This is a genomic window from Mesorhizobium sp. NZP2077, assembly GCF_013170805.1.
In the GTDB taxonomy this organism is placed as follows: domain Bacteria; phylum Pseudomonadota; class Alphaproteobacteria; order Rhizobiales; family Rhizobiaceae; genus Mesorhizobium.
This window is the reverse complement of sequence record NZ_CP051293.1, coordinates 3,920,083-3,934,289: the sequence shown is the minus strand read 5'-3', so window position 1 is coordinate 3,934,289 and position 14,207 is coordinate 3,920,083. Positions and strand designations below refer to the sequence as shown.

Sequence of the window (14,207 nt, the reverse complement as noted above, 5' to 3'; positions counted from 1 at the left end):
TCAGGTCAGGCCGAGCCGGAGTGAACGGCGTTTCGAAACGGTAGTCGGCAACCCCGCGTCATCCAGGGCGCGCTCGATATCCTGCCTCGTGCGGTCCTCGCGGCCAAGCGCGATGAATTCCTGCTCTTCGAACTGGGCCGCGAAAATCACATTGTCATTGGCGAAGGCATGGTCGGGCGCAGGCACTGGAGGTCTTTTCGGGAAGGCGGTTTCGGGGGCCGCTTACCAACCAAAGCGCCAGAGTCTGATCAGGGCGGATTGGTACGGCAGGTCCCGGCGATCTGCTCGACCGCCGTCTCAAGCCCGGTGAGGTCGAAATCCGCCTGGCCGCGGCCGGACAACAGTCCGAACCGCCAGGAAAGCGACAGCCGGCTTGCGGGAACAAGGCGCTTGATACCGTCAGCGCCGTCGCGCACCAGGATTCGGCCACGTGACCCGACCGACCAACTCTCGTCGAACTTGCCGCCGCCGTCGACGGTGACCGACATGGTGATCTTGCGGCTGGCCGAAACCCCGTCATTCAATTGCAGCCATTCGGTCCAGCGCGGTTCGCCGTCGGCCCGGCAGGCAATGGTCAGGACCGGGCTGTAGCTCAAGGCGCCGCCACCCGTGATCAGTTTGTTGGTGCCATGAAGCGAAGCGGTGACAAGGCCACCGTCTTCCGTGAAAAAGCGCCACTCGCCGGCAAGCGCGTCGGCTTGGGCAAGATCGCAGGCGAAGGCCAGAACAAGCGCCAGGACGACGGCACGCCCCGTTTCGAAGAATAGGCTCAACGCCCCCTCCAGGAACCACACGATTTGCAGCAACAGTGCAGATAGTGATTAGCGCTTGGTTTAGCCAAGTGCCGCCTCCTGCGAAGTCAATCGGCTGTTGCAGTTTCGCAACGAAAAAGGCCGCCCCGAGGGCGGCCTTCGTCGATTCCATGAAGTGCGGGACCTTATTCGGCGTCCTTGGCAGCCTTTTTCTTCGGCGCAGCCTTCTTCTTCGGCTCTTCCGCCTCGTCCTCGTTCGCCTTGGCTTCAGCCTTCTTGGCCGCGGCCTTCTTCGCCGGCTTCGCCTTGGTCGCGGTTTCCGCGTCCTCGTCGTCGGCCATCAGCTCTTCCTTGCTGACCTTGACGTCGGTGACCGAGATCTGGCCGAGCAGGTGGTCGACCACCTTCTCCTCGAACATCGGTGCGCGCAGCGCATTCAGCGCCTCGGGATTGTTGCGGTAGAACTCGAAAGCTTCCTGCTGCTGGTTGGCCGGGAAGCGGCGAACCTGCTCGAACAGGCCGCGCTGCAATTCCTCGTCCGAAACGGTGACACCGGCCTTCTCGCCGATCTCGGCCAGCACCAGGCCGAGACGCACGCGGCGTTCGGCAAGACGCAGATATTCGGCGCGGGCCTCTTCCTCGGTCGTCTCTTCGTCGGCGAAGGTGCGGCCAGCGGCTTCCAGATCGCGGTTGACCTGCGCCCAGATGTTGTTGAACTCGGCCTCGATGAGCTTCGACGGCGCCTCGAACGAATAGGCCGCGTCGAGTTGGTCGAGCAGCTGGCGCTTGACCTTCTGGCGCGTCATCGAGCCGAACTGGTTCTCGATCTGGCCGCGCACGATCTCACGCAGGCGCTCCAGCGATTCCAGGCCAAGGTTCTTGGCGGTCTCGTCGTTGATTTCCAGTTCGCCCGGCTTCGACACTTCCTTGACGGTGACGTCGAAGGTGGCTTCCTTGCCGGCCAGATGGGCCGCCTGGTAGTTTTCCGGGAAGGTCACGGTGACCTGCTTTTCGTCGCCGGCCTTGGCGCCGACCAACTGGTCCTCGAAGCCCGGAATGAACTCCTTGGAGCCGAGCACCAGCGGCTGGTCGGTGCCGGCGCCGCCGGCGAAGGCTTCGCCGTCGATCTTGCCGACATAGTCGATGCTGACGCGGTCGCCTTCAGCGGCCTTGCCGGTCTTCGGCTCATAGCTGCGCGCCGATTCGGCGACCCGCTTGACCTGGTCGTCGATCTCGGTGTCCGGCACGTCGAACACCTGACGCGTCACTTTGATGTCGGAAAAATCCTTGATCTCGATCGCCGGAATGATCTCGTAGTTGAGGCGGAACTCGAAGTCGGTACCGCCGGCCAGGATCTTCTCGGCTTCCTTCTCGTCCTCGGTCATGATGACTTCGGGCTGCATGGCGGCTTTTTCGCCACGACCCGTGATGATCGAACGGGTCGAATCGTTGAGGATCTCGTTGACCACTTCGGCCATGAACGACTTGCCGTAGACCTTGCGCAGGTGCTGCACCGGCACCTTGCCCGGCCGGAAGCCGTTGATGCGAACCTTGTTGCGGGCGTCCGACAGCCGCGCCATCAGCTTGGCTTCCATGTCACCCGCCGGCACGGTGATCTTGATCTCGCGCTTGAGACCGGAGTTGAGCGTTTCGGTGACCTGCATCGTAAAACCTTTGTTTTCACCAATGAGACTGCCACGGCCTCTGCCGTTTACAGCCTGCCGGTATAATCTTGCCGGGAATGGCTTTTGGTACGGAACCTGGCGATTTGACCGAAATTACGGCTCAAACTCTCCCAAACTGCGTTCCAAAATGTGAATAAGTTCTTGTTTTTCCTACTTCTTATCACATTCTGTAGAAGCGGATCGTCGCGTCCCGTCACATTTGACACGCCTTTTGTCACAGGCGAGGCTAATTTTCAACAGTCTTCGCGTTTAGGCGAATAACCAACATTTCGGCCCTGAACCGACATTTTGGCCCTCACCCGACATTTTGGACCTGACCCAACATCTTGAACCTGAGATTGACAGAATGATGGCTACATGGGATTGCCGGGCAACGCGGGTATGGCGGAACTGGTAGACGCACCAGATTTAGGTTCTGGCGAGAGATCGTGGGGGTTCGAGTCCCTCTACCCGCACCACCCTTCGCTCTTCGACCTTCGGGTGGCAGGCCACCTGAAGCTCGTTAGACGAAGGAGTGTCCTCCGAAGCCTTGGCGAAGGAGGACCGGCGCTGTCACGTGTGCCATTCCAAACCACTATTGGAACCAACACCGCAGCCTAATACAGCGGCTCCTCGAACAGTGTCTTGTCGCCGTCGACCAGTGCCTTGATCTGCGCGGTGCCGTCGCTGGCAAGGACAAGCTTTATCCCGAACGGGCGCACCCGCATGTCGTTCTGGATCGCCATGCCCTCGCCTTCCGGCAGGTAAAAGCGTTCTATACCGTAATCCGGTGCGATCGACGCTCCTTCCTCGCGAAGATCCCAACCCGCTGCAACATGGCCTGATATATCAGCCTCATCCGCGGCGGCCTGCGTTGGTGCCTTGCCGAACCAGGCGGTGGTCGGTGTCCAATAGCCGTCGACGCCTTTCTTCAAGCGGACGGCAATCGAGGTGTCGTCGCTGGAGAGTTTGCCGGCGGGAATGTTGGCGATCATTTTCACCGGTATGCGCGAGATGTCGTAGCTCAGGATAATGTAGTCGCCGCGCAGCAGGTCGCGCGGATCGACGGGTTCGATCTTCAACAGCACCTCCTTGCCGTGGCGCAGGATCGCCGCCCGGCCGGCGATGATCCAGCTCAGGAAGCCTATCTGGACGAGCGCCAGCACCAGCGCCGAGATAACAAGCCGCTTTCCGGTCATCATGCCGCGACTCCCCCGGTGGCCGGACCCTTCATGCGTTTTTCGACGCGGATGATGACGATCGCCAGGATGCCGAGCAGCACCGCTGCGGCAAGGAAGAAGCCGGCCGTATCGAGCATGGATTGCAAGGTCACGACATAGATCATGGCGAGTTCGAAAGCGAAGCCTAGATAGGCAAGCCAGCGCAATCCGCGGCTCTCCCGTCCTGCCAGCACGATGGCAGCGACAATGCCCGCCAGCGCAACAACCGAAGCAATGGTGAAACCGCTGTTGTAAGTGCTCTCGTCGGCCAGTTCGAACTGGATGATGGCGAGGCCGGTGAGGAAGCCGAGCAGCGCGTGCAGGGGCAAGCGGCCGCCGAGCCGAACGATCCTCTCGACCGGCTCCGGTGCGAAGACGGCAGCCGCGAAAAGCACGACGGAGACGATGACCAGGGGGATCGCCACCGGCAGCGTCGCGTGATTGCCGGCCAACAGCACGAGATAGAGGAGCAGCGACAGGATGATCAGATGCCGCGCCGGCTGGCTGCGGGTCCAGAACGAGATGGCAAACAGCACGACCGCCATGACGACGAAGGCATGCGGAAAGTCGCTGCGGTTGTAATAATCGAATCCTTTGAGGAACAGCCAGGCATCGGCGATGCCGACCGAAGCGACGGTCAGCGGGTTCGACCGCAGCGCGACAGCCGCCAGCGCCGTGCCGGCGCCCCAGGTGATCAGCGCGGACGCCTCGTCACCGGACAAATGATACATCTGGCCAATCAGCGCGATCGAACCGCCGAAGGCTGCTGCCGCCACGATCCACAGGGCTTCGCCGATCGCCGCATGGTCGCGCGTCTTCAGCACCGCGCCGCCGACATAGCCGCCAAAGATGATGGCAAACAACGCTGCCACGCGCGCCAGCCGCGGGATGGCGTCCCAGTTGGCGGCGACGAAGATCAGGATGGCCGCGCCAAACAGCAGCGCCGCCATCATCGCCAGGATCGAACCGAAGCTCAGTGATGTGCGCGCGTTGGCCTCGACGTCGCGCGTCAGGGAATCGGCTGTCGCGGCGTCGATCAGGCCTGCCTGAAGCCATCGCGCAATATCGGACCTGACTCGTGTCGAGTACCCTGCCATCCCCTGCCTCCCCCGCTAGGTCGTTTTTTTCAGCCGAACCAGCCAAACCGTTGACGCCACGGCACTTTCTGATTCTGGCTTCTTTGTGTCAGGTCCGTGAAGGCGCGTTAATGTTGCATTGCACAATTTGCATTGCTGCCATGCAGCCATAGCGCTTTTAAATCGATATAGGCCCGCCTATTTATGGTTCGTACACAAACGGAATGATCCGCAAGAAAGACGAAACGAGAACTACCATGAACCTGATCCGCAACTACCGCAACTGGCGCCGCTACCGGGACACCGTGTCCGAGCTGAGCCGCCTGAGCAACCGTGAACTGACCGACCTCGGCATCAGCCGCAGCGACATTCCTTACGTCGCTCGCAAGGCGGTCTAATTCTTCGGACCGCGAATGGTCCGAACAAGTTTCTGAAAAGAGAACGACAATGAACCTGATCCGCAACTATCGTAACTGGCGCGTTTATCGCGAGACGGTTACCGAGCTGGGTCGCCTTTCGAACCGTCAGCTGCATGATCTCGGTATCGTCCGCGACGAAATCAAGATCATCGCCCGCCGGGCGATCTAACGGAATTTCGCTGGGGTCGACCTCCTCCCCGACCTCCAGCGAACGGTCAGCCCTTATCCTCCTCCCGAGGGTTGACCACCAAAACGGCGCCCGCCGCACCTCCTCCCGCGGCGGGCGCTGTTTCCCCGGAGCAAAATGAATTTTGCTCCAAAGGGTTTCGCCCCTTTTCGAAATGCGAAAGAGATTTCGTCAGAGCCGACCTCCTCCCCGGCGATGACGAATAGGCCGGACCTTCACCTCCTCCCGAGGGTTGGCCAACCAAACGGCGCCCGCCGCACCTCCTCCCGCGGCGGGCGCTGTCTCTCCGGAGCAAAATGTATCTTGCTCCAAGGGGTTTCGCCCCTTTTCAAAACGCGAAAGAGATTTCGTCAAAGCCGACCTCCTCCCCGGCGATGACGAATACGGTCGATCTTCACCTCCTCCCGAGGGTCGACCCCAAAAACGACACCCGCCGGACCTCCTCCCCCGGCGGGTGTTGTTGTTTTCAGGGCAGGCTTTCCGGATCAAGCGTTTCCCGTTACCGCAGCACGACAATTGCAATCGCGGCGGCAAGCGATTATTCCGGCGCTCATGAGCAAAAACCCTATCCACGTCATTGGCGGCGGTCTCGCTGGTTCAGAAGCCGCATGGCAGGCAGCGCAAGCCGGCGTCCCCGTCGTGCTGCATGAAATGCGCCCGGTTCGCGGTACGGACGCGCACAAAACCGATGGCCTGGCCGAACTCGTCTGTTCCAATTCCTTCCGCTCCGACGATGCCGAAAACAACGCCGTCGGCCTGCTGCATGCCGAGATGCGGTTGGCCGGCTCGTTGATTATGAGCGCCGGCGACGCCAACCAGGTGCCGGCCGGCGGCGCGCTCGCCGTCGACCGCGACGGTTTCTCCGAAGCGGTGACGAAAAAGCTCGAAGCGCACCCGCTGATCACCATCCAGCGCGAGGAAGTGCCCGGCCTGCCGCCGGCCGACTGGGACCAGGCGATCATCGCCACAGGCCCGCTGACCGCGCCTTCGCTTGCACAGTCGATCGCCGAAGCAACCGGCGCCGATGCGCTGGCCTTCTTCGACGCCATCGCCCCGATCATCCATTTCGACACGATCGACATGGACATTTGCTGGTTCCAGTCACGCTACGACAAGGTCGGACCGGGCGGCACCGGCAAGGACTACATCAACTGTCCGATGGACAAGGACCAGTACTTTGCCTTCGTTCAGGCGCTGGTCGACGGCCAGAAGACCGAGTTCAAGCAATGGGAAGGCACGCCCTATTTCGACGGCTGCCTGCCGATCGAGATCATGGCCGAACGCGGCGTCGAGACGCTGCGCTACGGGCCGATGAAGCCGATGGGGCTGACCAATGCGCACAACCCGACGGTAAAGGCCTATGCCGTCGTCCAGCTGCGGCAGGACAATGCGCTGGGCACGCTCTACAACATGGTCGGCTTCCAGACCAAGCTCAAGCACGCAGAACAGGTCCGCGTGTTCCGCACCATTCCGGGCCTGGAAAACGCCGACTTCGCTCGCCTCGGCGGACTGCACCGCAACACCTACATCAATTCGCCGACCTTGCTCGACGCTTCGCTGCAGTTGAAATCGCGCCCGGGCTTGCGCTTTGCCGGCCAGATCACCGGGTGCGAGGGCTATGTCGAAAGCGCTGCCATTGGCCTGCTCGCCGGCCGCTTCGCCGCCGCCGAGAGGGTCGGCCAGGCACCCTCGCTGCCGCCGCTGACCACGGCCTTCGGCGCCCTGCTCAACCACATCACCGGGGGCCATATCGTTTCCGAGGACGAACCGGGAAAGCGCTCCTTCCAACCGATGAATGTCAATTTCGGCCTGTTCCCGCCAGTGGAAGCGGTGAAGGTCGAACGCAAGCGTCTGCGCGGCAAGGACAAGACGGTTGCTAAAAGACATGCGATCACGTCGCGTGCGCGCACCGACTGTCGGCAATGGTTGGGATTGCCGGCGCAGCCAGAAACTGCCGAGGCCGCAGAATGAGAACCCTTATTTGGCTGGCTCGGCACCTGCCATCGGCAACCCCGGCTTGCCAGCCTCACCCGGATTTCGCCTGACATAGGCGGCCTTCAGGCTTTCCGATGTGTCGCGCGAACCATCATGGCTCCAGCCCGGTGGCTTGATCAGGTAATTCAGGCGATCACTCAAGGTCAGCCCCGGCGCGAAGGCATCCCTGAACATGCCGATCCACTCGTGAAAGGCGACTTTCAGCGCGTTGAAGGTGCCGAGATTCTTGACGATGCCGTAGCGCGGCCGGTCCTCCTCCAGCTCATCGACGAAGGTGCCGAACATGCGGTCCCAGATGATCAGCGTGCCGGCATAATTGGCATCGAGATAGCGCGGATTGGTGGCGTGGTGGACGCGGTGATGCGAGGGCGTGTTGAAGATGAGTTCGAACCAGCCCCACATCTTGCCGATCGTCTCGGTGTGGATCCAGAACTGCCAGACCAGGTTGAAGCCGAAGGTGAAGGCAATCACCGCCGGATGGAAGCCGAGCAGCACCAGCGGCGCCTGCAGCACGAACATGAAGGTGAACAGGCCGGTCCAGCTTTGCCGCAGCGCCGTCGACAGATTGTAGTGCTGGCTGGAATGATGGTTGACGTGCTCAGCCCACACCCAGCGCACCCGGTGCGCGATGCGGTGGTAGACGTAGTAGCGCAGATCATCGAGCAGGAAGGCGGCCAGGAACACCCAGACCGACAGGCCGAGATTGAAGACGCGGAACTGCCACAGCCACAGCAGCGCCCAGTAGGACACAACGCCAAGCAGCAGCCCGGCGACGACATTGCCGGTGCCCATCATCAGGCTGGTCAGCGTGTCGCGCGTCTCGAACGAGCCTTTCGCGCGGCCTGTGCGCACCAGCCAGAGCTCGATCAGGATGGCGGCGACGAAGAACGGAATGGCCAGCTGGGTGACCTGCGGAAAATCATAACTGTCCATCACGCGGCCTCCCTGGCCGAATTTGCATCGTGCGGCCCGAGAACGTTCAGCAAGGCCTGTGCATCGCCGGCATTGGCGAAGCGGAAGCGGCCGCCATTCCAGGTGAAGTCCGTCAGACGCATCTGAATTGTGTTGGCCTCGTTAGCGCTGGACACCTTTGCGTCGTCAGCCGTGACCATACGGGTCAAAAAGCAGTCGCCGATGCTGTGAACGATGCCGACGCGCCCTCGTCCAAGGTCCAGAAATGCTGTTTTGGCATCCGCCGTCAGGCGGACTATCGCAGCCATCTCGTCAGGGTAATCCTCGGCGAAACGGCTCAACGCCTGATCCGCATTGGCCAGCGTGGCCGTCTTGCTACCGCCGGTAAAATGCACCGCGGCAACCGACAGCGCAATGCCAAGGACGACGATCGCGACCAGAACGGGCAGGCTCATGGATTTCCTCCGGGCCGGCCTGTCGTCTTTGGCGACAGTTCTCGGCGCGGCCGAATCCTTAACACGAATGACGTTTACGTCAAAGTGCGGGCCAGCCCTTGCTCGCCCGCCGCAACAGCAGCCAATGCCGGCGCAAGGCGGATAGCCGCACGACGCCCTCGAGCGGGCGAGAGCCTTCCATTTTGTCGAGATAGGCACGCGAAAGGGCCAGTGGCAGGAATGCCGGACGCAACGACACCGGCAGCGCGGCAGCGCCCCGCTCGAAAGCGGAAAGGTGTTCGCGCGCCAGCGCGGCCAAAGCCGCCAAGGCGCGCTCCGCGCCAGGCCCGCCATCGCCGGCAACGAACTCTTCCGACGAAGACCCCGCCGCCGCCAGAATGTCGGCCGGGATAAAACACTGCCCGCGCTTGCGGTGCCGCGGCAACAGAAGCAAGAGGCCGGTCATCGCCTGCGCACAGCCCGCCCTGCCCGCCAGTTCGGCAAAGCGAGGCGCCTCGACGGGATCGAGCACCATCGCCGCAAGCTGGATGAGCGCGGCCGCCGTCTCGCCGCAATAGCCTTCCAGATCCGTGCGCGACGGCATCGGATCGTCGTAGAGATCGAAGATGCGCGCTTCGAGCATGTTGTCGAACGCCAGCTTTGGCAGGCGATGGGCGGAAATTGTCGCTTTCAGCGTATCGGCGACGGGATGGCCAATGCCTGCGCCATCATTGTCGGCGGCGATGAGGTCACGCCACCATTGCAGCCGTACCTCGCCCGGCAACGACTCGTGGATGCGGTCGCGGATGCCGGCGATTTCGGCATTGAAAGCGTAAAGCGAAAACAGCGCATCGCGCTTTTCGGCCGGCGCATAGAGCGCTGTGAGGTAGCGGTCGTGGTCGGCGGCGCGCACCGCGTCCATGACAATTTTGGCATTCTGCGACATATCAATCGACGGCGATGAGCGCGGCAGCCACGGCGCGGTCTTCCGCCAGCAGGACATTGTAGGTCCGCACCGCCGCACCCGTCGACATCGGATCGGACGCAATGCCCGCTTCCTTCAGCGCCGCTCGCAGCGCCGCCGGCAATGGCCTCAAATCCCTGCCCATGCCGACCAGCAGGATCTCAACCTTGCCGGCCTCTGCCAGCAGCCTATCGAAATCCGCGACGGTAAGCGCCAGGGGATCTGCCGGCTCCCAGCCATGGATGCCTGTGGGCAGGCATAGCAGCGAGCCGCGATGCGACATGTCGGCAAAGCGGAACCCGCCATTGCCGTAGGCCTCGATTGGCGCGCGGCCAGGGAAATGCGCCTCGCGGATGACAATGCCTTTGCCGGTCACCACTCTGTCACCCCTTCGGGGCCGCGCGTCAGGTCGCGACCGCCTTGCCGCCGCTGACCGGCTTCTCCTCGTCGGCTGAAGCCTGCGGCCGCAGCTTGAACAGGATCAGCAATGGTGCGGCGATGAAGATCGACGAATAGGTGCCGAAGACAACGCCGAACAGCATCGCCAGCGTGAACGAGCGGATCACCTCACCGCCGAACAGCACCAGCGCCAACAGCGCCAAGCTGGTCGTCACGGACGTCAGCGTCGTTCTCGACAGCGTCTCGTTAATGGCGTTGTTAAGAAGCTGCGGCAGCGGCATTCGCTTGTATTTTCGCAGATCCTCTCGAACACGGTCATAGACGACGATCGTGTCGTTCAGCGAATAGCCGATGATGGTCAGGATTGCCGCCAGCGATGACTGATTGAATTCAAGCCCGCTGATGACGAAGAAGCCGAGCGTCATGACCACATCGTGCACCGTCGCGATGATAGCACCGACAGCGAACTGCCATTCGAAACGGAACCAGACATAGACCAGGATGCCGACCAGCGCGACGATCATCGCGATGGTGCCTTGCTTGGCCAGTTCGCCCGAAACGGTCGGACCCACCACTTCGACGCGGCGGAAATCATACTGGTCCTGCAACTCACCGCGCACCTTGTCGATCACGGTCTGCTCGGCATTTTCACCGGCATCTTGCGTACCGACGCGGATCAACACGTCATTCGGCGCGCCGAACTGCTGCACCTGCACTTCGCCGATGTTGAGTTCCGTCAATCGGTTGCGGATGTCACCAAGATTGGCATCACCGCTCTTGGACTGCACCTCGATCAGCGAACCACCCTTGAAATCGATGCCGTAATTGATGCCGACGGTCATGAACAGCACGACCGACAGAATCGATAATGTGCTCGACAGCGCGAACGTCCACCGGCGGATACCCATGAAGGGAATTTTGGTGCCTGGCGGAATGAAAGTCACCGGCGCCTTCGGCAACTCCTTCGGGCGAGCCCGACGCAGCCAGATCGAGACCAGCAGGCGGGTGAAGGTGAAAGCGGTGAAGACCGTGGTCAAGATGCCGATGGCGTAGGTGATGGCGAAGCCCTTCACCGGTCCGGTGCCGAGATAGAACAGCACCACGGTGGCGATCAGCGATGTGACGTTGGAATCGACGATGGTCGCCAGCGCCTTGGTGAAACCGGTGTCGATCGCCTGGATCACGGAGCGGCCGGCACGTCGTTCCTCGCGGATGCGTTCGTAGATCAGCACGTTGGAATCGACCGCCATGCCGATGGTCAGCACGATACCGGCGATGCCGGGCAAGGTCAGCGTCGCGCCGAGCAGCGACAGCACACCGACGATCATCGCCACGTGCACCGCCAGCGCGATGTTGGCGAGGAAACCGAGGAAGCCGTAGGCGACGAACATGAAGGCGACGACGAGGATCGAGCCGATGATGCCGGCGACCTTGCCGGCATGGATCGAATCCTGGCCGAGGCCCGGACCGACAGTGCGTTCCTCGATCACCGTCAATGTTGCCGGCAGCGCGCCGGCGCGCAGGAGCACGGCGAGATCGTTGGCGCTCTGGGCAGTGAAATTGCCTGATATCTGCCCGGTGCCGCCGAGGATTGGTTCCCGTATCTGCGGCGCCGAAATCACTTGGTTGTCGAGGATGATGGCGAACAGCTTGCCGACATTCTGCGAGGTCGCCTGGCCAAAGCGCGCGGCGCCCTTCGAATCGAAGCGGAATGAAACCACCGGCTCGTTGTTCTGCGAATTGAACGTCGCTTGCGCGTCGACGAGGTTCTCGCCCGAAACGATGACGCGGTTTTCAATCAGATATGGAACCGGCGGATCGTCCTGGGAGTAGAGCACCGACGAGCCGGCGGGCGGGCGCCCCTTCATCGCGTCCTGCACCGGCATCGACTGGTCGACCATCTGGAAGGTCAGCTTCGCGGTCTGGCCAAGGATTTCCTTCAGCCGCTGCGGATCCTGCAGGCCGGGCACCTGGACAAGGATGCGGTCGTCGCCTTGCCGCTGCACGATGGGCTCGGTGGTGCCAAGTTCGTTGACGCGGCGCTCGACCACCTCGATTGACTGCGCCAATGCGGTGGACGTACGGTATTTGATGCCGGCGTCGGTGACGGTGAACTTGAGCAGGCCCGGCTCGGACTCGTCCAGCGACATTTCCTGGATGGAGCCGCCAGTGAACAGGCCGGCGGCGACAGGGTCGGTCAAGGTCTTCAAGGCCATCTTTGCGGCGTCGAGTTGGGCTGGATCCGTGATGCGGACCTGCAAGGTCCGCCCGGTGCCGGCAAGGCCGGTATAGCCGATCTTGGCGTCGCGCAGCAGCGTGCGGATTTCGTCACGCGTCGTCTCCAGCCGATCCTTGATAAGATCGTTCTGGTTCATCTCCAGCAGGATGTGCGAACCGCCCTGCAAATCGAGGCCGAGCGTCATCTGCCGCTTCGGCACCCAGCTCGGCAGCTGGGCCAGCGTGCTGGCGGGGAACAGATTGGGCGCGGCGAGGATCACTGTGATGGCGACTGCCACCCAGATCAGGATCATCTTGAAGCGCGAAAAATACAGCATATGGCGTCGTCCGTCAGAGCGTGTCCGCGGATCGCTCCGCCTGGAATTGGATTACTTCTTGGCGTTCTGGTTGGCCACCGGTTCGCCCTTGACGCGCACATCGGCGATCGTCGAGCGCAGCGCCGTGACCTTGGTGCCACCGCCAAGGTCGATCTCGAGCTCGTTGTCGTCGATCACCTTCGTCACCTTGCCGACGAAACCGCCGCCGGTGACGACCGTGTCGCCGCGACGGACCGCCGCCAGCATCTCGCCGCGCTTCTTCAGCTGCGTGCGCTGCGGGCGGATGATCAGAAAATACATGATCACGAAAATCAGGACAAACGGCAAAATGCTGATGAGCATATCGGGAGAGGCGCCGCCGATGCCTTGGGCGTATGCCGGTGTCACGAACATCGAAAGTACTCCTGAATTTTGAAAACAGCAGCCAACCGTCCTGCGGAGTTTGGCGGCCCCTTGAAATTTGGCCGGAATATAGTCGGTAAAGTTGTCAATGCAACTGCGCGGCGAGCCAAATCGGCTGCTTTTCGGGCTTGTCGGGCCGTGTTAGAGCATGACCGCGAAAAGCGCGAGCCGGTTTTCCGAAAAGATCACGTTCGAACAAACGGTTGGAACCGGTTTCGAACCCGACGGAATCGAACGCCCCCACCTCCCCGCCCCAGGAAACGAACCAAAAAAGACCTGAAATGACCGACAGCAGCATCGACACCCTCAACAAGAAACTCGACCGCCTGATCGAGGCCGTCGGCCGCCTCGCCCCGCCGCCGGTGCCTGAAACCGACCTCGGCGAGGCCGACTGCTTCGTCTGGCAGGCCGATCCCGGCTATCTGGAGCCGGTGCGCAAGGTCAACCGTGTCGACATCGGCCTGATCCGCGGAGTCGACCGTGTCCGCGACATCCTCGTCGACAACACCGAGCGCTTCGCCGCCGGCTTTGCAGCCAACAACGTGCTGTTGTGGGGCGCGCGCGGAATGGGCAAATCGTCGCTGGTCAAGGCCGTGCATGCCGAGATCAATGTCAGGGCCAAATCCGACCTGCCGCTCAAGCTGATCGAGATCCACCGCGAGGACATCGACACGCTGCCGAAGCTGATGGGTTTGCTGAAGGCGGCCCCCTTCCGCGTCATCCTGTTTTGCGACGATCTGTCGTTCGATCATGACGACACCTCCTACAAGTCGCTGAAGGCGGCACTGGAAGGCGGCGTCGAAGGCCGCCCGGCCAACGTCATCTTCTACGCCACCTCGAACCGCCGCCATCTGTTGCCGCGCGACATGATCGACAATGAGCGCTCGACCGCTATCAACCCCTCCGAAGCGGTCGAGGAAAAGGTCTCGCTATCCGATCGTTTCGGACTTTGGCTCGGCTTCCACAAATGTTCGCAGGACGAATATCTCGAGATGATCAACGGCTATGCCAGCCATCACGGCCTCGACATCGACCCCGAGCAGCTGCGTGCAGAGGCGCTGGAATGGGCGACGACGCGCGGCAGCCGCTCGGGCCGCGTCGCCTGGCAGTTCACGCAGGATCTGGCCGGCCGGCTTGGCAAACCGCTCAAGGATTAGACCATGATCCCGAAAAGTGGAGGCCGGTTTTGGGGCAAGACCATGGTCAGGAAAAGTCACTGAAAAAGCCC

The 14,207-nt window shown here is 61.9% G+C and carries 16 protein-coding genes and 1 tRNA gene; 5 read left to right on the top strand and 12 right to left on the bottom strand.

Translation table 11 applies throughout. The annotated features are described in order from the left end of the window. The 3 genes from HGP13_RS19475 to tig form a co-directional block, all read right to left on the bottom strand. On the bottom strand, nucleotides 1–186 hold the full coding sequence (locus tag HGP13_RS19475) for a hypothetical protein (RefSeq protein WP_172228276.1): 186 nt from the start codon (nucleotides 184–186) through the stop codon (nucleotides 1–3). Nucleotides 187–248: 62 nt separating this feature from the next. Further along, nucleotides 249–773: a hypothetical protein gene (locus HGP13_RS19470; RefSeq protein WP_172228275.1), complete on the bottom strand. Its 525-nt coding sequence runs from the start codon at nucleotides 771–773 to the stop codon at nucleotides 249–251. A 164-nt stretch (nucleotides 774–937) separates the two neighbouring features. Further along, nucleotides 938–2,416 (bottom strand): trigger factor, encoded by a 1,479-nt coding sequence (gene tig, locus HGP13_RS19465; RefSeq protein ID WP_172228274.1) that lies wholly within the window; start codon nucleotides 2,414–2,416, stop codon nucleotides 938–940. Nucleotides 2,417–2,812: 396 nt separating this feature from the next. Between tig and HGP13_RS19460 the strand changes: the two genes are divergently transcribed. Next, nucleotides 2,813–2,895: transfer RNA gene (locus tag HGP13_RS19460), tRNA-Leu, on the top strand. 138 nt (nucleotides 2,896–3,033) lie between these two features. Here HGP13_RS19460 and HGP13_RS19455 read toward each other — a convergent pair. Continuing rightward, nucleotides 3,034–3,618, bottom strand: a complete 585-nt coding sequence (locus tag HGP13_RS19455; protein WP_172228273.1) for a GDYXXLXY domain-containing protein — start codon at nucleotides 3,616–3,618, stop codon at nucleotides 3,034–3,036. Further along, nucleotides 3,615–4,733 carry a DUF2157 domain-containing protein gene (locus tag HGP13_RS19450; protein ID WP_172228272.1) on the bottom strand — a complete coding sequence of 373 codons (1,119 nt, stop codon included), beginning with the start codon at nucleotides 4,731–4,733 and terminating at the stop codon, nucleotides 3,615–3,617. Before HGP13_RS19450 ends, HGP13_RS19455 begins: the two co-directional genes overlap by 4 nt. Nucleotides 4,734–4,969: 236 nt before the next feature. Between HGP13_RS19450 and HGP13_RS19445 the strand changes: the two genes are divergently transcribed. The 3 genes from HGP13_RS19445 (at nucleotide 4,970) to trmFO (ending at nucleotide 7,289) form a co-directional block, all read left to right on the top strand. Beyond that, a complete protein-coding gene (locus HGP13_RS19445; protein ID WP_013531315.1) occupies nucleotides 4,970–5,110 on the top strand; it encodes a DUF1127 domain-containing protein in 141 nt (46 codons plus the stop codon). Nucleotides 5,111–5,159: 49 nt separating this feature from the next. Then, complete coding sequence (locus HGP13_RS19440; RefSeq protein ID WP_019858543.1) at nucleotides 5,160–5,300, top strand: DUF1127 domain-containing protein; 141 nt, start codon at nucleotides 5,160–5,162, stop codon at nucleotides 5,298–5,300. Nucleotides 5,301–5,870: 570 nt separating this feature from the next. Beyond that, the gene (gene trmFO, locus HGP13_RS19435) at nucleotides 5,871–7,289 is read left to right on the top strand and encodes a methylenetetrahydrofolate--tRNA-(uracil(54)-C(5))-methyltransferase (FADH(2)-oxidizing) TrmFO (RefSeq protein WP_172228271.1); all 1,419 of its coding nucleotides are present in this window, start codon (nucleotides 5,871–5,873) and stop codon (nucleotides 7,287–7,289) included. Nucleotides 7,290–7,295: 6 nt separating this feature from the next. Here the strand turns inward: trmFO and HGP13_RS19430 are convergent, their stop codons facing one another. The 7 genes from HGP13_RS19430 to HGP13_RS19400 form a co-directional block, all read right to left on the bottom strand. Beyond that, nucleotides 7,296–8,246, bottom strand: coding sequence for a sterol desaturase family protein (locus HGP13_RS19430; RefSeq protein ID WP_172228270.1), 951 nt, complete (start codon nucleotides 8,244–8,246; stop codon nucleotides 7,296–7,298). Continuing rightward, entirely contained in the window at nucleotides 8,246–8,680 is a 435-nt protein-coding gene (locus HGP13_RS19425) for a hypothetical protein (protein ID WP_172228268.1), read from the bottom strand. Before HGP13_RS19425 ends, HGP13_RS19430 begins: the two co-directional genes overlap by 1 nt. A gap of 79 nt (nucleotides 8,681–8,759) precedes the next feature. After that, nucleotides 8,760–9,605 carry a phytoene/squalene synthase family protein gene (locus HGP13_RS19420; RefSeq protein WP_172228266.1) on the bottom strand — a complete coding sequence of 282 codons (846 nt, stop codon included), beginning with the start codon at nucleotides 9,603–9,605 and terminating at the stop codon, nucleotides 8,760–8,762. A 1-nt stretch (nucleotide 9,606) separates the two neighbouring features. Next, the gene (locus tag HGP13_RS19415; protein WP_172234777.1) at nucleotides 9,607–9,999 is read right to left on the bottom strand and encodes an Mth938-like domain-containing protein; all 393 of its coding nucleotides are present in this window, start codon (nucleotides 9,997–9,999) and stop codon (nucleotides 9,607–9,609) included. A gap of 28 nt (nucleotides 10,000–10,027) precedes the next feature. Continuing rightward, nucleotides 10,028–12,577 (bottom strand): protein translocase subunit SecDF, encoded by a 2,550-nt coding sequence (secDF, locus tag HGP13_RS19410; protein WP_172228264.1) that lies wholly within the window; start codon nucleotides 12,575–12,577, stop codon nucleotides 10,028–10,030. Nucleotides 12,578–12,628: 51 nt separating this feature from the next. Continuing rightward, complete coding sequence (gene yajC, locus HGP13_RS19405) at nucleotides 12,629–12,970, bottom strand: preprotein translocase subunit YajC (protein WP_027043763.1); 342 nt, start codon at nucleotides 12,968–12,970, stop codon at nucleotides 12,629–12,631. Nucleotides 12,971–13,064: 94 nt separating this feature from the next. Next, a complete protein-coding gene (locus tag HGP13_RS19400; protein ID WP_172228262.1) occupies nucleotides 13,065–13,277 on the bottom strand; it encodes a hypothetical protein in 213 nt (70 codons plus the stop codon). On the opposite strand from HGP13_RS19400, the gene HGP13_RS19395 reads away from it, so the two are divergent. Then, nucleotides 13,261–14,136 (top strand): ATP-binding protein, encoded by an 876-nt coding sequence (locus tag HGP13_RS19395; protein WP_172228260.1) that lies wholly within the window; start codon nucleotides 13,261–13,263, stop codon nucleotides 14,134–14,136. The two genes, HGP13_RS19400 and HGP13_RS19395, sit on opposite strands and share 17 nt — an antisense overlap. Nucleotides 14,137–14,207: the final 71 nt, after the last annotated feature.